The 19,846-nt window shown below is 60.5% G+C and carries 19 protein-coding genes; 12 read left to right on the top strand and 7 right to left on the bottom strand.

Annotated features, from left to right (window positions below):
- Positions 1 to 31 precede the first annotated feature (31 nt).
- Positions 32 to 919, bottom strand: a complete 888-nt coding sequence (locus Q8X48_RS04910) for a LysR family transcriptional regulator (protein WP_126048643.1) — start codon at positions 917 to 919, stop codon at positions 32 to 34.
- 134 nt (positions 920 to 1,053) lie between these two features.
- Between Q8X48_RS04910 and lysM the strand changes: the two genes are divergently transcribed.
- On the top strand, positions 1,054 to 1,494 hold the full coding sequence (lysM, locus tag Q8X48_RS04905; RefSeq protein ID WP_102673942.1) for a peptidoglycan-binding protein LysM: 441 nt from the start codon (positions 1,054 to 1,056) through the stop codon (positions 1,492 to 1,494).
- Between the two features lie 129 nt (positions 1,495 to 1,623).
- On the opposite strand, the gene yrfG is transcribed toward lysM, so the two are convergent.
- Positions 1,624 to 2,286 (bottom strand): GMP/IMP nucleotidase, encoded by a 663-nt coding sequence (gene yrfG / locus Q8X48_RS04900; protein ID WP_407799838.1) that lies wholly within the window; start codon positions 2,284 to 2,286, stop codon positions 1,624 to 1,626.
- A gap of 88 nt (positions 2,287 to 2,374) precedes the next feature.
- Between yrfG and nudE the strand changes: the two genes are divergently transcribed.
- Both nudE and cysQ read left to right on the top strand, forming a co-directional pair.
- On the top strand, positions 2,375 to 2,941 hold the full coding sequence (gene nudE, locus Q8X48_RS04895; protein WP_007972833.1) for an ADP compounds hydrolase NudE: 567 nt from the start codon (positions 2,375 to 2,377) through the stop codon (positions 2,939 to 2,941).
- Positions 2,938 to 3,765: a 3'(2'),5'-bisphosphate nucleotidase CysQ gene (gene cysQ, locus Q8X48_RS04890; RefSeq protein ID WP_407799837.1), complete on the top strand. Its 828-nt coding sequence runs from the start codon at positions 2,938 to 2,940 to the stop codon at positions 3,763 to 3,765. Before nudE ends, cysQ begins: the two co-directional genes overlap by 4 nt.
- A gap of 168 nt (positions 3,766 to 3,933) precedes the next feature.
- On the opposite strand, the gene Q8X48_RS04885 is transcribed toward cysQ, so the two are convergent.
- The 4 genes from Q8X48_RS04885 to rfbC all read right to left on the bottom strand — a co-directional run bounded on the left by Q8X48_RS04885 (position 3,934) and on the right by rfbC (position 8,269).
- Complete coding sequence (locus Q8X48_RS04885; RefSeq protein ID WP_015093042.1) at positions 3,934 to 4,389, bottom strand: YiiD C-terminal domain-containing protein; 456 nt, start codon at positions 4,387 to 4,389, stop codon at positions 3,934 to 3,936.
- Positions 4,390 to 4,430: 41 nt separating this feature from the next.
- Positions 4,431 to 5,825: a sigma-54-dependent transcriptional regulator gene (locus Q8X48_RS04880; protein WP_217836893.1), complete on the bottom strand. Its 1,395-nt coding sequence runs from the start codon at positions 5,823 to 5,825 to the stop codon at positions 4,431 to 4,433.
- Positions 5,822 to 7,630, bottom strand: a complete 1,809-nt coding sequence (locus Q8X48_RS04875; RefSeq protein ID WP_102673949.1) for a sensor histidine kinase — start codon at positions 7,628 to 7,630, stop codon at positions 5,822 to 5,824. The genes Q8X48_RS04880 and Q8X48_RS04875 overlap by 4 nt, the downstream gene beginning before the upstream one ends.
- A 93-nt stretch (positions 7,631 to 7,723) precedes the next feature.
- Positions 7,724 to 8,269, bottom strand: coding sequence for a dTDP-4-dehydrorhamnose 3,5-epimerase (gene rfbC, locus Q8X48_RS04870; RefSeq protein ID WP_407799836.1), 546 nt, complete (start codon positions 8,267 to 8,269; stop codon positions 7,724 to 7,726).
- A 157-nt stretch (positions 8,270 to 8,426) separates the two neighbouring features.
- Between rfbC and Q8X48_RS04865 the strand changes: the two genes are divergently transcribed.
- The 3 genes from Q8X48_RS04865 (at position 8,427) to Q8X48_RS04855 (ending at position 13,178) form a co-directional block, all read left to right on the top strand.
- Positions 8,427 to 11,339: an aminotransferase gene (locus Q8X48_RS04865; protein ID WP_407799835.1), complete on the top strand. Its 2,913-nt coding sequence runs from the start codon at positions 8,427 to 8,429 to the stop codon at positions 11,337 to 11,339.
- A gap of 275 nt (positions 11,340 to 11,614) precedes the next feature.
- Positions 11,615 to 12,721: an agmatine deiminase gene (gene aguA / locus Q8X48_RS04860; protein ID WP_126048659.1), complete on the top strand. Its 1,107-nt coding sequence runs from the start codon at positions 11,615 to 11,617 to the stop codon at positions 12,719 to 12,721.
- A 244-nt stretch (positions 12,722 to 12,965) separates the two neighbouring features.
- Positions 12,966 to 13,178, top strand: a complete 213-nt coding sequence (locus tag Q8X48_RS04855; protein WP_015093048.1) for a hypothetical protein — start codon at positions 12,966 to 12,968, stop codon at positions 13,176 to 13,178.
- A 177-nt stretch (positions 13,179 to 13,355) separates the two neighbouring features.
- Here Q8X48_RS04855 and Q8X48_RS04850 read toward each other — a convergent pair whose 3' ends face one another.
- Entirely contained in the window at positions 13,356 to 15,449 is a 2,094-nt protein-coding gene (locus Q8X48_RS04850; RefSeq protein WP_407799834.1) for a TonB-dependent receptor, read from the bottom strand.
- A 263-nt stretch (positions 15,450 to 15,712) separates the two neighbouring features.
- Between Q8X48_RS04850 and Q8X48_RS04845 the strand changes: the two genes are divergently transcribed.
- The 6 genes from Q8X48_RS04845 (at position 15,713) to Q8X48_RS04820 (ending at position 19,842) form a co-directional block, all read left to right on the top strand.
- Entirely contained in the window at positions 15,713 to 16,384 is a 672-nt protein-coding gene (locus Q8X48_RS04845) for a DsbA family protein (protein WP_407799833.1), read from the top strand.
- Between the two features lie 260 nt (positions 16,385 to 16,644).
- Positions 16,645 to 17,931, top strand: coding sequence for an OprD family porin (locus Q8X48_RS04840; protein WP_407799832.1), 1,287 nt, complete (start codon positions 16,645 to 16,647; stop codon positions 17,929 to 17,931).
- Between the two features lie 166 nt (positions 17,932 to 18,097).
- Complete coding sequence (locus tag Q8X48_RS04835) at positions 18,098 to 18,412, top strand: type II toxin-antitoxin system RelE/ParE family toxin (protein WP_218503698.1); 315 nt, start codon at positions 18,098 to 18,100, stop codon at positions 18,410 to 18,412.
- Positions 18,412 to 18,702, top strand: a complete 291-nt coding sequence (locus Q8X48_RS04830) for a helix-turn-helix domain-containing protein (protein ID WP_095964537.1) — start codon at positions 18,412 to 18,414, stop codon at positions 18,700 to 18,702. Before Q8X48_RS04835 ends, Q8X48_RS04830 begins: the two co-directional genes overlap by 1 nt.
- Positions 18,703 to 18,967: 265 nt before the next feature.
- Positions 18,968 to 19,189 (top strand): tautomerase family protein, encoded by a 222-nt coding sequence (locus tag Q8X48_RS04825; protein WP_008046542.1) that lies wholly within the window; start codon positions 18,968 to 18,970, stop codon positions 19,187 to 19,189.
- Positions 19,186 to 19,842 carry a DsbA family oxidoreductase gene (locus tag Q8X48_RS04820; RefSeq protein WP_407799831.1) on the top strand — a complete coding sequence of 219 codons (657 nt, stop codon included), beginning with the start codon at positions 19,186 to 19,188 and terminating at the stop codon, positions 19,840 to 19,842. The genes Q8X48_RS04825 and Q8X48_RS04820 overlap by 4 nt, the downstream gene beginning before the upstream one ends.
- Positions 19,843 to 19,846: the final 4 nt, after the last annotated feature.

Genomic DNA, 19,846 nt, shown 5'->3' with positions numbered 1-19,846 from the left:
CTAATACTGATCTACCGATAGATGCCGTCGATCAAGCGCTCGTCAGTGATTGCTGATAAATCGCGAAACAGGCTTCCGCCAGGGCCGAGCGTGGCGCGCTGCGACGCATGATCAGCCCCAGGCGGCCAAGGGTCTGGGCGTTCTCGATCGGTTGCAGGCGCAAGTGGTCGGTCAACCCTTCGAGGCCACCGTCCAGGGGCATCACGGCGCAACACAGGCCGCCGTGCACGGCTTGAAGCAGTTGATGGACGGCGTCGGTCTGCAGCAAGGGTTGTGGGGTGAGGCCGCGGCTATGGAAGTTATGGTCGATCGACTGGCGAAAGTGCATGCCGCTGGTGAGCATGCCCAGTGGCAGTTCGATCAACGATTCCCAGCTCAGCGGCGCCTCGCCAAAGGTGAAGAAGCGTTGGTCGTAGAGCAGACCCATGCGGGTTTCGCTGAAGGCCAGGGAGTCGAAATGTTCGGCGTCCAGGCGTTCCAGGTAGGAAACACCGAGATCCAGGCGATTGTTCGCCAGTTGTTCGAGGATCTGTTCCGAACTCAACGCTGAAAGCTCGAAGCGCAGGTTCGGGTGTTGGGCGTGCAGGCGTTGCAGCAGGGGCAGCGGATCGAAGCTCGACAACGGCACCATGCCCAGGCGCAACGTGCCGACCAGATTGCCGCGACAGGCAGCGGCCTCGGCATACAAGCCGTCATAGGCCGCCAACACCGTGCGCGCCCAGGCCAGCACCCGCTCGCCCGGCGCGGTGAAGCCTTCGAAGCGCTGGCCGCGATTGACCAGCGGCAGCTCGAGTTCTTCTTCGAGGCTGCGCAGGCGCATGGACAGGGTTGGCTGGGTGATGTGGCAGCGTGCGGCGGCCTGGCCGAAATGGCGGGTTTCGTCGAGCGCGATGAGGAATTTCAGCTGCTTGATGTCCATCTTCGCTCCTGGGCGCGGGAAGTGGCGGATTCTATCGCAAGCGGGGTCATTGGTCGGGTTGGATTCGCAAGTGGTGGCCGTGGTCTAGGCTTTTGCGTCTGGAACCCCAACCCCAACCCCAAGGAGAGTGCACCATGAGTCTTTTGAGCTTTGTGAAGGAGGCAGGCGAAAAACTGCTGGATTTGCTGACGCCAGGCAACGCCAATGCCAGTGAGCAATTGAAGGAGCACATCAAAAAGGTCGGGCTGGGCAACCCGAATGTGCAGGCGACGGTCGATGGTGACAAAGTGACCGTGACCGGCGAAGTGGCAAGCCAGGAAGAGAAGGAAAAAATTCTGTTGGCCGTGGGCAATATTGCCGGGGTTGGCAGCGTGGATGATCAGATCACTGTGACCGGGCCGGTGGTGAAGGCCGCGGTGTTTGTCACCGTCGTGAAGGGCGACACCCTCAGCGCGATTTCCAAGCGCGTGTACGGCGATGCCAACAAGTACAACAAGATTTTCGAAGCCAACAAACCGATGCTGTCGCACCCGGACAAAATCTACCCGGGGCAATCGTTGCGGATTCCTGAGTAAGTCGTCAAACCGCGTGATGGCCATCGCGGGCAAGCCACGCTCCCACAGAGTCTGAGCCGTTTCACAATGGATGCGAACGACGCAGATCCTGTGGGAGCGTGGCTTGCCCGCGAAGCAGGCGCCTCGGTATCAAAGTCCTGCAATCAAATCCCGATAATCCCCGACCGCCGCAAACTCCGCCGTATCCTTCGGCCCCTTGCGACTATCCGGTTCACGCACGGCCAGCAAATGCGCCACACCAAAATCCCGCGCACTGCGCAGGATCGGCAAGGTGTCATCGATGAACAGGCTGCGTGCCGGTTCGAAATCGATATCGGCTTGCAGCGCATCCCAGAACTGCGGGTTTTCCTTGGGGAAGCCGTAGTCATGGGAACTGATCAGGCGCTCGAAGTAGGGCGCCAGTTCGATTTTTTCCAGCTTCAACGACAGCGCATCCCGATGGGCGTTGGTGATCAGCACCACGCGCTTGCCGGCCCGTTTGATCGCCGTCAGAAAGGTGTCGGCATCCGGGCGCAGGGCGATCAGATGCGCGGTTTCCAGTTTCAGGTCGCGCACCGACAGCTTCAGTTCGGCACTCCAGAAGTCCAGGCAGTACCACTGCAGCTGGCCGGCATTGCGCTCGAACAACGGCTGCAATTCCATCTCGGCCATGGACCGGCTGACCCCGTGCAATTCGGCGTAACGCTGGGGCAGGTGCTCCATCCAGAAGTGGTTGTCGAAATGCAGGTCAAGCAACGTGCCGTCCATGTCCAGCAGAACGGTATCGATGTCGGACCAGGGTAATGAAGGCATGGCAACGTCTCGGGCAGTAGAAAGATTTCTGGCGTAAACAAACGGGAAAGCCGCGTTATAGTAGCGCGTTCACGCCAAGGAGCTTTGCATGCGCCAGAAACCCACCATACTCGCCCGCGAAATTGTCGCCACCAGTCGATTGTTCTGCGTGGAGGAGCTGAAGCTGCGCTTTTCCAATGGCGTGGAGCGTACGTATGAGCGCCTGGTTGGCAAAGGGGCCGGGTACGGCGCGGTCATGATCGTGGCGATGCTCGATGCCGAGCATGCGGTGCTGGTCGAGGAGTATTGCGGCGGCACCGATGAATACGAAATGTCTTTGCCCAAGGGTTTGATCGAGCCGGGCGAAGACGTGTTGGCGGCGGCCGAGCGTGAGCTCAAGGAAGAGGCCGGGTTCGGCGCGCGACAGCTGGAGCACCTGACCGAGTTGTCGTTGTCCCCCGGCTACATGAGCCAGAAGATTCAGGTGGTGCTGGCCACCGACCTCTACGAAGCGCGCCTGGAGGGCGACGAACCCGAGCCGATGCGGGTGGACAAGGTCAATCTGCGTGAACTCTCGGCGCTGGCGCAAAACCCGCAATTTACCGAAGGCCGTGCCTTGGCGGCGCTGTACCTGGCCCGAGACCTGTTGACTCAGCGCGGAGCGTTCCAGTCATGAATTTCCCGCATCCGTTGATGGCATCGGTCATTGAGCTGGCTTTGCAGGCCGGCGAAGCGATCCTGCCGTTCTGGCGTACAGGCACGGCCGTCACGGCAAAGGCTGATGATTCGCCGGTGACCGCTGCTGACTTGGCCGCGCACCACCTGATTCTGGCCGGACTGACGGCGCTGGATCCGGGCATCCCGGTGCTCTCCGAAGAGGACGCCAACATTGCGCAAAGCGTGCGGGCCGGATGGCAGCGCTGGTGGCTGGTCGATCCGCTGGATGGCACCAAGGAGTTCATCAGCGGCAGCGAAGAGTTCACCGTCAACATCGCTCTGATAGAAAACGGTCGGGTGGTGTTCGGTGTGGTGTCGATGCCGACCAATGGTCGTTTCTATGTCGGTGGCGCCGGCCTCGGCGCGTGGCGTGGCGATAAAGGTGGTACGCCAGTGGCGATCAAGGTGCGTGATGCATTAGCGCCCGGAGAGTCGTTCACCGTGGTGGCCAGCCGTCGCCATTCGAGCCCGGAGCAGGAGCGTTTGCTGGCCGGGTTGAGCGCCAGTCTTGGCGAGCTGCAACTGGCCAACATCGGCAGTTCGCTGAAATTCTGTTTGCTGGCTGAAGGGGTCGCGGATTGCTATCCGCGTCTGGCACCGACTTCGCAGTGGGACACGGCGGCCGCCCAAGGCGTACTGGAAGGTGCGGGCGGTGAGGTGCTGGAGCTGAGTGGTGAGCCGTTCAGCTATCCGGCGCGGGAGTCGCTGTTGAATGCGTTCTTTCTGGCGTTGCCGGCGAAGGCGGCTTGGCGGGAGAAGCTGCTGGAATTGGCACGCTCCTGAACTCACCTTTATTTTGTGGCGAGGGGGCTTGCCCCCGTTGGGCTGCGCAGCGGCCCCAAACTCGGCCGCTGCGCATTTTCAGCTAAACGTCATTGCCTGAATTGCGACTGCTGCGCAGTCGAACGGGGGCAAGCCCCCTCGCCACAGGTTGTACAACACCCCTCACATTCAGCGGTGCAATACGTACTGCCCGACAAACCGCACCGCATCCTCATCACGACCTTCATTGACGACCCGCGTATGCAGCGTCAACCGAGCTCGGCTGTACCGCTGGAACGTGGTCAAAAATTTCTTCCAGATCACCGGATCCGGCGCCTGGCAAATAGCGTTGGCATCGCCCGTCACCGGCAGCGGATAGCTGATCTGCCCTTCCTGAATCACGATGTGCCCGTCCGTGATGCCTTCTTCCTTGAGGCGCAAATGCAGCCAGCCCCAACCGGCCAGGACCGCGCCGCAATACAGGCTGCCGCCGAACATGGTGCTCTTGTGGTTGACGTTCGCTTCCAGCGGCAAGTGCAGGCGCAGTTGCTGGTCATGCCAGTCGAGCACTCTGAGGCCCATGTCCCGGGTGAGGGGAATGTCGTGATGGAGGACTGATTCCAGTTGTCGACTGTCGCGGCTCATTCAGGGGGCCTCTTGCTTGAATTGGATGATTGGACGGTAGCTCAGTCGAGGTCATCAGGGTGGGCCGAAGCGCCACTGTCCGAAAAGCTCAAACCGTGCTTGCGCAGTTTGTCGTGCAGGGTCTTGCGCGGAATGCCGAGGGCTTCGGCGACGCTGCGCACGGAGCTGTGCGAGCGCGCCAGTTCGGCGGCGATGAGGGTTTTTTCGAAGTTCTCCACTTGCTCGCTCAACCCACCGCTGACGACTTCGGCCATAGGGCCAGCGCCGCCTTCCGGCGTGCTGTTGTCGAGGGCCAGTTCCAGCCCGAGGGCAAAACGCTCGGCCGCATTTTGCAGCTCGCGCACATTGCCGGGCCAGGTGTGGCGCAGCAGCAGGGCACGTTGTCCTGGTTGCAGTTCATGGGGCGGCAAGCCGTGGCGGGCACTGGCTTCGTCGGCGAAATGCTGGAACAGCATCAGCGCGTCTTCGCCCCGTTCGCGCAAGGGTGGAATCCGCAGCGGCGCGACGTTCAGGCGGTAATACAAGTCGGCACGAAAGCGCCCTTGATCCGCTGCCTGGCGCAGGTCTTCCTTGGTCGCGGCGATGATGCGGATGTCCAGCGGGATCTGTTGATTGCCGCCCAGGCGTTCGACCACGCGCTCCTGCAGCAAGCGCAGCAATTTGACCTGCACATCCAGGCTCATGCTTTCGATTTCATCGAGGAACAAGGTGCCGCCATTGGCGAATTCGAACTTGCCGATGCGGCGTTTCTGCGCGCCAGTGAAGGCGCCGGGCTCGTGGCCGAACAGCTCGCTTTCGACCACTGATTCGGCCAGGGCACCGGCATTGATCGCCACGAACGGACCGTTGCGCCGGCCTGATAGATCGTGCAGCGCCCGGGCCACGACTTCTTTGCCGGCGCCGGTTTCGCCGAGGATCAGCACGTCGGCCTTGGTCGCCGCCAAGGCGCCGATCTGCTCGCGCAGGCGCAGCATCGAAGGTGAATGGCCAACCAGGCGGGCGCTCAGTTCGTTGCGGTCGCTCAAGGCCAACCGCAGGCTGCGGTTGTCCAGCACCAGCCGGCGCAGGGCCAGCGCGCGGCGCACGCTGTCGAGCAAAGCGTCGCTGGCGAACGGCTTCTCGAGAAAGTCATAGGCCCCGGCGCGCATGGCCTGCACCGCCAGTGGCACATCGCCGTGGCCAGTGATCAGCAGCACCGGCAATTCAGGGTCCTGGGCGTGCAGTTCGGTCAGCAGTTCCAGACCGTCCATGCCGGGCATGCGGATGTCGCTGACCACCACACCCGGCCAGTCGCGCTCCAGTTGCCCGGCCAGGCCCTTGGCTTCGGCCAGCGGCAGGATCTTCAGGCCGGCCAGATCCAGCGTCTGGCTCAAGGCCTGGCGCAAGTGGGGATCGTCGTCGATCAACACGACCTGAATGCGGTTGTCGATGGTCATGCACTTCGGTCCTCGGACGGTTGCAGGCTCACGCCTGGTGCGCCTGCGCGCAGCTTCAGGGTAATCAGGGCGCCGCCTTCCTTGTGGTTGGCGAACGACAGTTCACCACCGAAGGCGCGCATCAGGGTTTCGCAAATCGCCAGCCCCAAACCCAGGCCCTGGGTTCGAGTCTTGGTGGTGTAGAACGGCTCGCTGGCGCGTCCAAGGGCCTCCATGCAAAAGCCCGGGCCGTTGTCGCGAATGTACAGGTTGACGCCTTCGGTCGTGGATTGGGCACTCAACCAGAGTTTGCGTGGCGGGCCTTTTTCCGTCAGGGCATCCAGGGCGTTGGCCAGCAGATTGCCGAGCACCTGGCGCAGGCGGGTTTCCCCGGCCTCGACCCACAGGGTGGCGGCGGGCAGATCACGGATCAGCTCGACGTCCATGCTGCGTCGGCGCTTGGCCAACAAGGCCAGGGCATCATCCAGTGCCGGTTGCAGGGCCACGCTTTCCGGGGCATGCCGGTCACGCCGGGCAAAGGCGCGCAGGTGGGCGATGATCGAGGCCATGCGACCGGTCAGTTCGCTGATCAGCTTGAGATTGCCGCGGGCATCGTCGGTGCGCTGGTGGTCGAGCAATATCTCGGCGTTTTCCGCATAACTGCGAATCGCTGCCAGCGGCTGATTGAGTTCATGGCTGATGCTTGCCGACATGGTGCCCAGTGCCGACAGTTTGCCGGCCTGGACCAGATCATCCTGGGCGCGGACCAGCTCCTGCTGGGCCTGCTCGCGTTCCAGTACTTCCTGTTTCAGGCGCCGGTTCAGGCCTTCGAGATCGCTGGTGCGCTCGGCGACCCGACCTTCCAGTTCGCGGCGGGCCTTGGCTTCGAAAGCAATGCGATCGAGGTAATGGCGGCGGCGCTGCATCATCAGGCCAAGCAACAGCATCACCACCAGCAGCGTTGCACCGCCGATGGCCACCACCGTGCGCACCGGACGGTCGATCAAGGTGCGCGGGGCGAGGATGCTGACATTCCAGCCGGTTTCGGCGATCTGCTGGGTCTGGGTCAGCCAGGCGTTGGGGTTGAGCTCCAGCGGTTTGGGATCGCGGGTTGGATAGGGCTGGATCGCAGTGATGGCTTTGCTTTCGGCTTCGCTCAACGGGCGGGTCGAGCGGAATCGCCACTCCGGTCTCGAGGTGAGAATGACCACCCCGTTGTGGTCGGTCAGCAGCAGTTGTTCCGGGGTTTTGCCCCAGAGGCTTTCGGTGTGGTCGAGGTCGACCTTGACCACCAGCACCCCTACGATTTTTTCGCCATTGCGTACGCCGGCGGCGAAGAAGTAACCGCGCTTGGCGGAGGTGGTACCCAAACCAAAGAAGCGCCCGAGCCGCCCGGCCATGGCTTCGCTGAAATACGGCCGGAAGGAAAAATTGCGCCCGACAAAGCTGTCGTGCTTGTCCCAGTTGGAGGCGGCCAGCGTCTTGCCGGTGGCGTCCATCAGGTACATGACTTCGGCACCGGTCTGGGTGGCGATATTTTTCAGCAGGCGGTTGGCATTGCCCTGGGTGACGCCATCGTCCGGTGCACCGACAACGGCGCGCAGGGCCGGCAGGTCACCGAGGATTTGCGGCAACACTTCATAGCGGTGCAGGGTGCCCAGCAGGTTGGCGACATAGAGGTCGAGGGTCTGACGATTCTGGCTGGCCAGTTCGCTGCGGTAATAGCGCTCGGCCAGGTGCTCCAGCGGCCACAGCAATGGCGCTAGGCACAGTGCCAGCAGGGCCAGGCTGCGCCAACGGGGTCTGGGGGGGAGAGTCGGTTTCATGAGCAGCATGCGCCTGTGGGTACAGGCGCATTATGCCTAGGCTTGCCCGCCTTGGGTCAGCTGCATCTTGAAAGGCGAGTTTCAGCCGGCCTTTCAGGCAAAGACGTCGGCGTCCTTGAAAAACACGCCGGCCTGATCCTTGGCCGACAGTTGCGGCGTGCCTTTCAGTTGCCAGTCGATGGCCAGGTCCGGGTCGTCCCAGCGAATGCTGCGTTCGGCCGATGGCGTGTAGTAGTCGGTGGTTTTGTACAGGAACTCGGCAAATTCGCTGAGTACGACAAACCCGTGGGCAAAACCTTCCGGGACCCAGAGCTGCCGATGATTGGCGGCGGACAGCCGCACGGCGACCCATTTGCCGAAGTGCGGCGAGCTGCGACGGATGTCCACGGCGACGTCCAGCACTTCACCGACTGTGACGCGGACCAGTTTTCCCTGGGTATTTTCCAGCTGGTAATGCAGGCCGCGCAGCACACCCTTCTGCGAACGGGAGTGATTGTCTTGAACGAACTCAGTGTCCACCCCGGTAGCCTCTTTGAAGGCCCTGGCATTGAAACTCTCGTAGAAGAAACCACGATCGTCACCAAAGACCTTGGGTTCGAGGATCAGAACACCGGGCAGGTCGGTGGTCACTACGTTCATGGTGGGCTCTCCAGTTGCATGCGTTTGATGGCCGCCATTCTTGCGCAAAGTGCCATTGGAGGCGAGTGCCAGAACACCCATACCGGCTTGCGGGGGGTTGCGTATCGCCCGAAGCAGTGGCGATATAGGCGCCTAATAAAATTTCAGGGGTTGTTGTATGCCGCTCGCCACGTTGATTCATCGCGCCAGTTTGCCCAGCCCGCAGGTGTCTGCGGAGCAAGCGCTAGAGCTGCTGGAAGAACATTACGGGTTCAGCGGCAGACTTCAGGCCCTGGGCAGCCAGCAAGACCTGAACTACCGTGTCGACAGCGAGCGGGGACGTTTCGTCCTGAAAATCTGCCGTGGCGACTACGCGGTCGTTGAGCTTCAGGCACAGCATGCCGGGCTCAAGCACTTGGGCGAGCACCCCGATGTCCATGTGCCGCGTGTTATCGCGGCGAAAAACGGTGCAGACCTGCTGTCGCTGGACGTGGGTGGCCAGGCCGTGCACGTTCGTCTGCTCGACTACATCGAAGGCCAGCCGCTGACGAGCCTCGGTCATTTCAGCCCGACGGTGGTGTCCGGTTTCGGTCGCCTGTGCGGTGAAATGGACCTGGCCCTGGCGGATTTCGATCATCCGGGTCTGGTGCGAACCCTGCAATGGGACGCTCGCCATGCTCACGCCCTGATCGCGCACTTGCTGCCGGTGATCAAGGATGAAGCCCAGCGCAAACTGATCGTCGAAGCGTCTGCACAAGCCGAGCGGCATTTGCAGCCGCTGGAAGCCAGGCTGCCGGTGCAGGCCATTCATATGGACATCACCGACGACAACGTGGTGTGGCAGCGCGATGCGCAACGCCATTGGCAACTGCAAGGCGTGATCGATTTCGGTGACCTGGTGCGTACCTGGCGCATTACCGATCTGTCGGTCACCTGCGCCGCGCTGCTGCATCATGGCGAGGGCGATCCGTTCTGCATTTTGCCGGCAATCCAGGCTTACCATGCGGTCAACCCCTTGCAACACGAAGAGCTGCTGGCGCTGTGGCCGCTGATCGTCGCCCGTGCGGCGGTGCTGGTGCTCAGTGGCGAACAGCAGGTCAGCATCGATCCGGGCAATGCCTACAGTCGCGATAACCTGGTCCATGAATGGGAAATCTTCCGTGTGGCCACGTCGGTGCCGTTGGCATTGATGGAAGCGGCGATCCTCACTGCTGTCGGCCACAGCCTTCCGGCCATCGGCAGTGAAGGCTTTGCGCCGCTGTTGCCAAGCCTGGTGGGGCGTGAGTTCGCCTTGATCGACCTGGGGGTGCTCAGCCCGCATTTCGAAGCCGGGAACTGGGAGCAGGAGGGGGTCGATCAGCGCTTGCTGGATGAAGCCGCCGCAGCTCATGGCCTGGCGGCCAGTCGATATGGACAGTACCGCCTGTCCCACACCCGCCCGGACAGTGCCACCGAACCGGACACTTGCCCCTTGCACGTCGAGTTGCGTGTACCTCAGGGCACGACGGTCGAAGCACCGTTTGCCGGTGTGGTGCACCACCCGTCGGCGGGCGTGCTGCAACTGGACGGCCCGCAATTGAGTGTGCGGCTTTGGGGTGTCACGCCGTCGCTGCACAGTGGCGCGGCACTGGTCAAAGGCCAGGTGCTGGGTTCGGTCAACGGGCCGTTGATCGTGCAGTTGAGCCGTGGCGCGTCGATCGATGCGCCGTTGTTCTGCACGCCATCGCGCGCCGCTGCCTGGCAGGCACTGTGCCCATCTCCTGCGGCATTGCTGGGGCTGGCCTGTGATGCCGAAGCAGAGCTCGACGGCGCGACCTTGCTGGCCAGGCGTGACGCCAGTTTCGCCCGTACGCAAAAACATTATTACGTCGACCCGCCGCGCATCGAGCGTGGCTGGCGCAACCATTTGATCGACATGCAGGGGCGCTCCTACCTCGACATGCTCAACAACGTCGCGGTATTGGGCCACGGTCATCCGCGCATGGCAGCGGTCGCCAGCCGCCAGTGGTCGTTGCTCAACACCAACTCGCGCTTCAACTACGCGGCCGTGGCCGAGTTCTCCGAACGCTTGCTGAAACTGTCCCCTGACGGCATGGACCGCGTGTTCCTGGTCAACAGCGGCAGCGAGGCCAACGACCTGGCGATTCGCCTGGCGTGGGCCTACAGCGGCGGCCGCGACATGCTCAGCGTGCTGGAGGCCTATCACGGCTGGACGGTGGGCGCGGACTCGGTTTCGACCTCGATCGCCGACAACCCCAAGGCCTTGAGCAGCCGCCCGGACTGGGTACATCCGGTGACCGCGCCAAACACTTATCGCGGTGAATTCCGTGGCCCCGACAGTGCGCCGGATTACGTGCGCAGCGTCGAGCACAACCTGGCGAAAATCGCCGAACAGAAACGCCAACTGGCCGGTTTCATCTGTGAACCGGTGTACGGCAATGCCGGCGGTATCTCGCTGCCACCAGGCTATTTGAAGCAAGTCTATGGCATGGTCCGGGCCCAGGGCGGCGTGTGCATCGCCGACGAAGTGCAGGTCGGCTACGGACGCATGGGCGATTTCTTCTGGGGCTTCGAAGAGCAAGGTGTGGTGCCGGACATCATCACCATGGCCAAAGGCATGGGCAACGGCCAGCCATTGGGCGCGGTCATCACCCGCCGGGAAATCGCCGAGGCGCTGGAGGCCGAGGGTTATTTCTTCTCCTCCGCCGGTGGCAGCCCGGTCAGTTGCCAGGTTGGCATGGCCGTGCTGGATGTGATGGAAGAGGAAAAACTCTGGGAGAACGCTCAGGTCGTTGGCGGCCACTTCAAACAGCGCCTCGAAGCGTTGATCGATATTCATCCGTTAGTGGGCGCGGTGCACGGTTCCGGTTTCTACCTGGGCGTCGAGTTGATCCGCAACCGCGAAACCCTGGAGCCGGCCACCGAGGAAACCACCGCACTGTGCGATCGTTTGCGTGAGCTGGGGATCTTCATGCAGCCGACCGGCGATTACCTGAACATCCTCAAGATCAAGCCGCCGATGGTCACTTCGCGCCAGAGCGTGGATTTCTTCGTGGACATGCTGTCGAAGGTGCTGGCAGAAGGGTTGTAGACACAATCCCCCTGTGGGAGCGAGCTTGCTCGCGATAGCGGTCTTTCAGTCGAAAAATCTGTGACGGGAATGGCCTCATCGCGAGCAAGCTCGCTCCCACAGAGGTGGTGGTGTTAATTCGATTGATATCGGCTTTTTGTCGATTATTTTTGTAGCTGCGGATTGAAGGTGCTTTAAAAGCCGATATTTATCGGATATAAAGTGGCCAGTCCACGGCGTGTACCCATGCGCTTTCTTTTCTGTCAGGCATCAACGCCACTCCGGAGTCCTGAGTCATGACCACGTTGAACAGCACCCCTCGCGCCGACGGCTTCTACATGCCAGCCGAATGGGCACCTCAAACCCAGACCTGGATGATCTGGCCCGAGCGCCCGGACAACTGGCGCCTGGGTGGCAAACCGGCACAGGCCGCGCACGTGGCCGTGGCCAAGGCCATCGCCCGTTTCGAGCCGGTCACCGTGGCGGTTTCCGCCGGCCAGTACGAAAACGCCCGTGCCCGTCTGGACGTGCCGAATATTCGCGTAGTGGAAATGTCCAGTGACGACGCCTGGGTTCGCGACTCCGGCCCGACTTTCGTCATCAATAACAGTGGCGAAGTCCGTGGCGTGAACTGGGACTTCAATGCCTGGGGTGGTTTTGACGGCGGCCTGTATTCGCCGTGGAACCGTGACTCGCAGGTCGGCGGCAAGATCCTCGAGATCGAACGCAGCCCGCGTTACCGCACCGAAGGCTTCGTACTTGAAGGCGGTTCGATTCACGTCGACGGTGAAGGCACGCTGATCACCACCGAAGAGTGCTTGCTCAACCGCAATCGCAACCCGCATATGAACCGCGAAGAAATCGAAGCGGTCCTGAGTGCGAACCTGGCGGTGGATAAAATCATCTGGCTGCCGGATGGCTTGTTCAACGACGAAACCGACGGCCATGTGGATAACTTCTGCTGCTACGTGCGTCCGGGTGAAGTGCTGCTGGCCTGGACCGATGATCCGCAGGACCCGAACTACCCGCGCTGCCAGGCGGCAATGAACGTGCTGCAAAGCAGCACCGACGCTAAGGGCCGCCCGTTCACGGTGCACAAAATGCCGATCCCGGGCCCGCTGTTTGCGACCGAGGAAGAGTGCGCCGGCGTCGATCCGGTGGACGGTACTCAGGAACGTAACCCGACTGTGCGTCTGGCCGGTTCCTATGTGAACTTCCTGATCGTCAACGGCGGGATCATCGCGCCATGCTTTGACGACCCGCAGGATGGCCCGGCAAAGGAAATCCTGCAGAACCTGTTCCCACAGCATGAAGTGGTGATGGTGCCTGGTCGTGAACTGTTACTGGGGGGCGGCAATATTCACTGCCTTACCCAGCAGCAACCCGCGCCGCACAAGGAGTGAGTGAGGTTGTAACATCTTGAGTTGATTGCGAAATTTCTCAAACTGTAAATCAGCCTGCCGCAATTCGCAGAGCCCGCAGCCCTTCAGGGTTGCGGGCTTTTTTGTATCCGCGAGGCCACACTTCAGACACCTTGGCACAGCTCTTGTATCTCTGTTGTTGTAACTCGGGGAGGGGGAGGACTTCGATGTTCTGTCATAAACCTTGGATAAGTTAGCCGCTCACAAACCGGGAGAGAGCGCTGAAATGAACGCCGAAGTGAACGTAGTGAGCGACAAGGCGTTGCATCCCCTGGCCGTAAACAGCGAATCGCTCCAGATTCTGGCGCAGTGGTTCAAGTCCAATGGAATGCGTCAGATCAGTGAAACTGATCCGCGCCGGACGATGATCGAGCGTTACCCTGCTGGTTTATTCAGCGAAGCGGAACTGGATGCGTTGTGGGATGTAATGGAAGGATAAGAAGAACAACAACGGATTGATCAAGAAAAAGCGCTGCCGGGATGGCAGCGCTTTTTTTTTCAACACACTGAACACTGTGGGAGCAGGCTTGCTCGCGAAAGCGGTGTGTCAGCAACGTTGCCATCGGCTGACACGACGCCTTCGCGGGCAAGCCCGCTCCCACAGGTTTTGTGGTGTCTAGAAGCTGTAGGTGCCCGTCACCACCAGGCTACGCGGTGCCCCCGGCTGGATCTGGAATGCACTGGTCGCCGACGAGTAGTACGTCTTGTCGCTGATGTTGTTCAGCGCCGCGCGCAAATCCCAATCTTTCTGACGGAAGCCCGCCAAGGCGTCCCAGCGGCCATAACCCGGCAACACGACGGTGTTGAGGTTGTCGGCATAGCGGTCGCCAACCAGGGTCAAACCGGTTTCGGCATACCAGCCCATTTCCGGTTTCCAGGTCAGGAACAGGCTGCCGTTGTGCTTGGCCACGTTGTTGATGCGCTTGCCTTCCAGGCCGTTGTTGTCCTTTTCGATGGTTGCGTCCTGCAGACCCACGCCACCGCGCACGTACCAGTTGCCGGTAATCCTGCCGGCAGCGGTCAGCTCGATCCCGCGAGAACGTTGCAGCCCGGAGAGCAGGGTAATGGTCGGGTTATTCGGATCGCTGGTGCGGCGGTTGTAGAGCTCCAGCTCGTAGATGGCCAGCGTGGTGCTCAGGCGATCATCGAGCCAGTCACTCTTGACCCCGAGTTCCTTCTGCCTGGTCAGCTCGGGGCTCAGGTCATTGCTGTTACCGGCCGCACCCGGGGTGATGCCAATCAAGCCACCACCGACCGGCGAGAACGTCTTGCTCCAGGACGCGTAGAAGGAGTGATTTTGCAGCGGCGTCCAGACCACGCCAACGCGAGGGCTGGTGCTATGGCTGTCACTGTCCTCGGAAATGTCGCGCACCTTGTTGGTCGACTCGATATCGAACGTGTCGTAACGCAGGCCGGCGAGCAACTGCCATTGATCGTTCAGGCGCAGTTGATCCTGCACATACACCGCACGGCTCTCGACCTCGGTATGGGTGTTGCTCGACACCACCATGCGCCCGGTATGACGCAAATTGCGGTCGGGGGCGTACAGGTCCAGCGCCGGCACCGGGGAGCTGCCCGGCCCGGAAGTGGCGGCGGTGTACAGCAGCGGGTCGCGGCGCTGGCTGCCGATCTCGATGCCGGTGAGCAAGCGGTGCTCCAGGCCGAACGTATCGAAGCCACCTTCCAGCTCGACGTTGTTGTAGAGGTTGCGGGTATTCAGGTCCTGCTGCCAGTGCTGGCGCGTGACCTTGTTGGTGGCCGGGACATAGCCGCTCAAGTAAGTATTGTCGAAATCGCTGTCGAGCTTGAACACACCCAGGGTCTGGCGCAGCTGCCAGTTGTCGCTCAGTTCATACGTGAGTTTCGAGCGCAGGGATTGCGCCTTGTCGTCGATGAAATCGTTTTCACTGCCGTAGGTGGTATCGCGTCCTACGTCGGCCGGGCGACCGTCTACACCGGGGATACCACGATCCGGCGTGCGGTTGTAGCGGCTGTATTCGTACTGCACCAACCAGTTCAGGTCGGGTGTCAGCTGCCAGCTCATCGAAGGTGCGAACAACTGGCGATTGCCACTCACGCCATCGCGGAAGCTGTTCTCGTCCATGTTGCCCATGTTCAGGCGCAGGCTGATGTTCTCGGAAGGATCGGTACTGAGGTCGGCATACAGGCTGCGCAAGTCCTCGCTACCGCCCTGGGCTTCAAGGGTCGAGCGGCGACCGAACTCGGGCAGTTTGCTCACCCGGTTGACGATGCCGCCCTGGCTGCCACGGCCATACAACACGGCGGCAGGGCCTTTCAGGACGTCGATGCGTTCGATGTTGTGCAAGTCGCGCACGTACTGACTGTCGTCGCGGATGCCATCGAGATAGAAATCGTTGCTGGCGTCGAAACCGCGGATGCGCAGGCTGTCGAAGCGTGTGTCGGCGCCGCTGCTGACGTTGGGGATGCCACTGAGCGCCGTGCCCATATCGTTGCTGCCGTAATTCATCACGTTCGAGGTTTTGATCGAGTCGATGGCTTGTGGCACGTAGCGTACCGGTGTGGCAGTCCGGGTCGCCGTGTTGGTTTGTGTCACGCGCGGGTCGTCGGCTTCAGTTTCGGCGCTGATCGATGTGGCAGGCAGGGTGGTCGGTGCAGCGAAGGAAAAACCGGCAGACAACAAGGCAGAGAGCCCAAGGCTGTAGGGCGCAAGGCGAAAAGGGGCAGGCATTGAAGAGCGCATCCGTGGGATTTTTAGGTTGAAGCATCTGGAGGGCGCGAATAGTAATGCTTGTCATTTACTGTTGTTAGTGCTTATTGAGAGCTTTTCTCATTTGATTGTTTCGAATTATTTCTGAGTTGATACAAAGGGTTTGTGCAGTCATTCGACCGATTCAAGCAACAGACTGAAAGCTGATCCGGCGTTTTTCCGAAACCGCTGTGGCACTAATCTGCCGACATCGAATTTTCCTGAATTTCTATCGGAGCTTTCCCATGATCCTGCATTACATCTACGACCCGTTGTGCGGTTGGTGCTACGGCGCCAAACCGCTGGTGCAAGCCGCCCAGGCTGTGCTGCCCGTGCTTGCCCACGGTGGCGGCATGATGACGGGGGCCAATCGTCAAAGGGTTTCGCCACAACTGCGCAGTTACGTCATGCCCCATGACCGGCGCATTGCCGAATACAGCGGGCAGCCGTTCGGTGAAGCCTATTTCGAAGGTTTGCTGCGAGATCACAGCGCCGTGTTCGACTCGGCTCCACCCATCGCTGCGGTGCTGGCGGCCGAGCAAATGGCAGGTCGCGGGCTGGAGTTGCTGGGGCGTTTGCAAAGCGCTCACTACGTGGAAGGGCGCCGCATCGCCGACGAGTCGGTGCTGTTTGAACTGGCCCACGGTATGGGGTTGGAGCCTCAAGCCTTCGAAAGAGCCTTCGGGGCAGCCGACACCGAAGGCCATATCAAGGACAGCCGGGCTTTGCTGGCCAACGTGGGCGGGCAGGGTTTTCCGACCCTGGTGCTTGAACACAATGACCAATTCACCCTGATCGACATCGGGCCATGGCTGGGCAAACCCCAGGCATTTGCGCAGTGGCTGGGACAGTCGCTGCCGGAGCAGCTCTCATCCCGTTCCGTAGCAGCCTGTGGCCTCGAAGGCTGCGTCGATTGAATATTCCTGCCGCGTAAAGCAGTTTCTTAGACGTTTTTCGCCTGTTTTTAGAAGATTCATGAAATTGACACATCGTCAAAGGCGCGGCTACGATTCGGCCCAACGCCTGTGGCCGACCGCCACGACTCAAAAACAATAAAAGGCCCGCCGCGAGAAATCGTGGGCGGGCCTTTTTGTTTTCGCCTTGAAATAAGAGCGCAATAGCGCCGTTTCGGCCATTCGACACAGCGCGTATCAACCGTATCAAGGAAAAAAACAAAATGTTGAACAAGAGAATCAGCCTGATTGCTCTGGGGATGTTGAGCGCTACACAGGCCATGGCGAACGACCAGGCCGAATCAAAGGGTTTCGTTGAAGACAGCAGCCTCAAAGTGCTGCTGCGCAACGCCTACATCAACCGTGACTACAAAGACGGCAACCCGGATAAATCCGAGTGGGGCCAGGCGGCCATCGGCACGTTCTCGTCGGGCTTCACCCAGGGCACCGTGGGTGTGGGTGTAGACGCTTTCGGTCTCTACGCTCTGAACCTGGAGCGCAGCGAAGACCGTAGCGGCGCGCAAGGCATCGACTTCTTCAAAAAGGGCGACAGCGGCGAGCCGGCTGACGACCTGTCCAAGGGCGGCGCAGCGATCAAGTTCCGCCTGTCCAGCACCACCCTGACCTACGGCGACCAGATGCCGGCCCTGCCGGTGCTGAACTACGACAACTCGCGCCTGCTGCCGGAAAGCTACACCGGCACCCTGATCACCTCCAGGGAGATCAAAGGCCTGCAACTGGACGCCGGTCGCTTCACCGCCGAATCGCGTAAAAGCGCTGAAGGCCGTGACAGTGGTGGCTTGAAGTCGATCAACGTATTGGGCGGTAGCTACCAGTTCACCGAACAATTCAAGGCCGCGCTGTACGCTTCCGACGTCGAAGACGTGCTTAAGAAGCAATACGTGAACGCCAACTACGTGTTCCCGATCGACAAGGATCAGTCCCTGACCCTGGACTTCAACGGCTACCGCACCAAGCTGGACGACTCCTACGTCCGCGAAAACGCTATCACCGGCGACGACAACAAAATCTGGAGCCTGGCGGCCACCTTCATCACCGGCCCGCACTCGTTCACTCTCGCGCACCAGCGCAGCACTGGCGACAGCAACCTGGGCTACGCCTACGGCGGCTACCAGAAAGACCAGGGTCGCATCGGCGACGGTGGCAACACCATCTACCTGGCGAACTCCTACTGGTCCGACTTCAACGCCGAAGACGAACGCAGCTGGCAACTGGGCTACGGCCTGGACTTCAGCACCTTCGGTGTACCGGGCCTGAGCTACAACTTCGCCTACGTACGCGGTGACAACATCACCACCTCCACCAGCGAAGGCGGCACCGAGCGCGAGATCTTCAACCAGATCAAATACGTCGTCCAAAGCGGCCCGGCCAAAGACCTCAGCGTGAAACTGCGCAGCTCGGTCCTGCGTGTGTCGCAGAAGTCCAGCGAGTACAACGTCAGCGGCAATGAAGTGCGTGTGTTTGTGGATTACCCGATCAATATCTTCTGATTATGGGGTGTGGTCTCGAGGCCTGATCAGAGGCTGAGAAAGAAAAAGCCCCGACTGGTTCGGGGCTTTTTTTGAATAAAAACGCTGAAATGAAAGACTAATTGCCCTTAACTATCCTGACACCTAGAATTCATGCTATACGCCATTGACGTATAGCAGGGACTGCATGATCTTCATCGAGACGCCGATTTTTACCGCTGACCTTCCAGGTCATCTGGGCGATCACGAATATGGAGAATTTCAGCAGTATCTCGCCGAGCATCCCGAGGCAGGCGCTTTGATCGAGGGCACTGGCGGGCTTAGAAAAATTCGCTGGGCCGCGCATGGCAGGGGCAAGAGCGGTGGCGTAAGGGTGATCTACTATCACGTAACCTCTGCTTTTCAGATACGTTTGCTACTGATTTACCGGAAAGGGATTCAAGACACCCTTTCGGATAGAGAAAAAGCAGTTCTTTGTGCCATCAATAAAGGATGGAAATAATGGAAAAAAATCTCTTCGATCGTCTTGTTGAAAGCATGACGCAGATGGATGAGATCGACCGAGGTGAGCGAGAGCCATCGCGCGAATTCCATGTCGATGCTGCACAGGTTAAAAAAATTCGCCTCGCCACGGGACTTTCCCAGGCAGCGTTTGCCAAGCGAATTGATGTTCCCGTGGGAACGTTACGCAATTGGGAGCAAGGACGTCGTGATCCTGAGGGGCCTGCCCGTGCGTTGTTGCGAGCGATTCATAATGACCCGGAGCATGTACTTGCAGCGTTGGGTTACTGATCAGTCAATCTCAGTTTAATGATTGCGGCGTTTCCAGCCCCCGTCACAAAAAACGCAGCCTCCCCCAAGGCTGCGTTTTTTGTTGGACGCGGGTCGCATTGACCCGGATGAGTCTTGCAGTCTTGTATTTTCGGTATGCCAAACTCATTACGCCACGTAACGAATGAAGTTCCCGCCCCCACCTTATCCCCTCCCGCCAACCCCATACATTCATCTCCAACGCCTCTCCCATCATCCCGACGGGAAGGTCACTGGAGTTGCCCTCATGCCTTTCGTAACTGTACGCATCACCCGCGATGGCGTTACCACTGAGCAGAAAGCTCAGGTGATCGCCGAAATCACTGAAACCCTGGAACGCGTCCTCAACAAGCGCCCTGACCTGACCCACATCGTGATCGAGGAAGTCGACACCGATAACTGGGGTTACGCCGGCATCACCACCACCCAGTACCGCAAGCAACTGGCTGAGGCGGAGGGGCAGTCATGACGTCCTCCGTCACCATCGATTTCATCTCCGATGTGGTGTGCCCTTGGTGCGCGCTGGGGGCGACGGCGCTGGAGCAGGCGATCGAGAACGTGGCCGGGGAAGTCTCGGTCGAGCTGACCTACAAGCCGTTCGAATTGAACCCGAACATGCCGGCTGAAGGTGAGCCAGCGGTCGAGCACCTGATGCGCAAGTACGGGAGAACCGCCGACGACGTCGCTGCCGGCAAGGCCATGCAGATCGCTCGCGGCGAGGCCATCGGCTTCAAATTCGATCTGGAGAAGCGCACGCACTTCTACAACACCTTTGATGCACACCGTTTGTTGCTGTGGGCGTTGCAGGAAGGGCGGCAAGTCGAGCTGAAGAAGGTGCTGCTGCAGGGCTATTTCAGTGAAGGCCAGAACCCGAGCGATCACCAGGCGCTGGTGAGTCTGGCGACTGAAGCGGGGCTGGACAGGGCCACTGCACAAGAGGTGCTGGCGTCCGGTGCGTTCGCCGCTGAGGTGCGGGAGCTTGAAGCGTACTACCAGCAGCGCGGCATCAACTCGGTCCCGGCCATGGTGCTGAACGGTCGCCACCTGGTGTCCGGCTCGCAATCGGTCGAGTACTACGAACAGATGTTGAGAGAAATGGCCAAGGCACCGGCCGACGCCTGATCAC

Source organism: Pseudomonas sp. QLc11A (genome assembly GCF_052112305.1).
Taxonomy (GTDB): Bacteria; Pseudomonadota; Gammaproteobacteria; order Pseudomonadales; family Pseudomonadaceae; genus Aquipseudomonas; species Aquipseudomonas laurylsulfatiphila.
Note: the sequence above shows the minus strand (reverse complement) of the source record. Positions and strands in the feature narration are given on the sequence as shown.

Excerpts from the sequence above, each read along its gene's own strand:
- Q8X48_RS04910 (WP_126048643.1), bottom strand. The coding sequence starts at position 919 with ATGGACATCAAGCAGCTGAAATTCCTCATCGCGCTCGACGAAACCCGC.
- lysM (WP_102673942.1), top strand. The coding sequence starts at position 1,054 with ATGAGTCTTTTGAGCTTTGTGAAGGAGGCAGGCGAAAAACTGCTGGAT.
- yrfG (WP_407799838.1), bottom strand. The coding sequence starts at position 2,286 with ATGCCTTCATTACCCTGGTCCGACATCGATACCGTTCTGCTGGACATG.
- nudE (WP_007972833.1), top strand. The coding sequence starts at position 2,375 with ATGCGCCAGAAACCCACCATACTCGCCCGCGAAATTGTCGCCACCAGT.
- cysQ (WP_407799837.1), top strand. The coding sequence starts at position 2,938 with ATGAATTTCCCGCATCCGTTGATGGCATCGGTCATTGAGCTGGCTTTG.
- Q8X48_RS04885 (WP_015093042.1), bottom strand. The coding sequence starts at position 4,389 with ATGAGCCGCGACAGTCGACAACTGGAATCAGTCCTCCATCACGACATT.
- Q8X48_RS04880 (WP_217836893.1), bottom strand. The coding sequence starts at position 5,825 with ATGACCATCGACAACCGCATTCAGGTCGTGTTGATCGACGACGATCCC.
- Q8X48_RS04875 (WP_102673949.1), bottom strand. The coding sequence starts at position 7,630 with ATGAAACCGACTCTCCCCCCCAGACCCCGTTGGCGCAGCCTGGCCCTG.
- rfbC (WP_407799836.1), bottom strand. The coding sequence starts at position 8,269 with ATGAACGTAGTGACCACCGACCTGCCCGGTGTTCTGATCCTCGAACCC.
- Q8X48_RS04865 (WP_407799835.1), top strand. The coding sequence starts at position 8,427 with ATGCCGCTCGCCACGTTGATTCATCGCGCCAGTTTGCCCAGCCCGCAG.
- aguA (WP_126048659.1), top strand. The coding sequence starts at position 11,615 with ATGACCACGTTGAACAGCACCCCTCGCGCCGACGGCTTCTACATGCCA.
- Q8X48_RS04855 (WP_015093048.1), top strand. The coding sequence starts at position 12,966 with ATGAACGCCGAAGTGAACGTAGTGAGCGACAAGGCGTTGCATCCCCTG.
- Q8X48_RS04850 (WP_407799834.1), bottom strand. The coding sequence starts at position 15,449 with ATGCCTGCCCCTTTTCGCCTTGCGCCCTACAGCCTTGGGCTCTCTGCC.
- Q8X48_RS04845 (WP_407799833.1), top strand. The coding sequence starts at position 15,713 with ATGATCCTGCATTACATCTACGACCCGTTGTGCGGTTGGTGCTACGGC.
- Q8X48_RS04840 (WP_407799832.1), top strand. The coding sequence starts at position 16,645 with ATGTTGAACAAGAGAATCAGCCTGATTGCTCTGGGGATGTTGAGCGCT.
- Q8X48_RS04835 (WP_218503698.1), top strand. The coding sequence starts at position 18,098 with ATGATCTTCATCGAGACGCCGATTTTTACCGCTGACCTTCCAGGTCAT.
- Q8X48_RS04830 (WP_095964537.1), top strand. The coding sequence starts at position 18,412 with ATGGAAAAAAATCTCTTCGATCGTCTTGTTGAAAGCATGACGCAGATG.
- Q8X48_RS04825 (WP_008046542.1), top strand. The coding sequence starts at position 18,968 with ATGCCTTTCGTAACTGTACGCATCACCCGCGATGGCGTTACCACTGAG.
- Q8X48_RS04820 (WP_407799831.1), top strand. The coding sequence starts at position 19,186 with ATGACGTCCTCCGTCACCATCGATTTCATCTCCGATGTGGTGTGCCCT.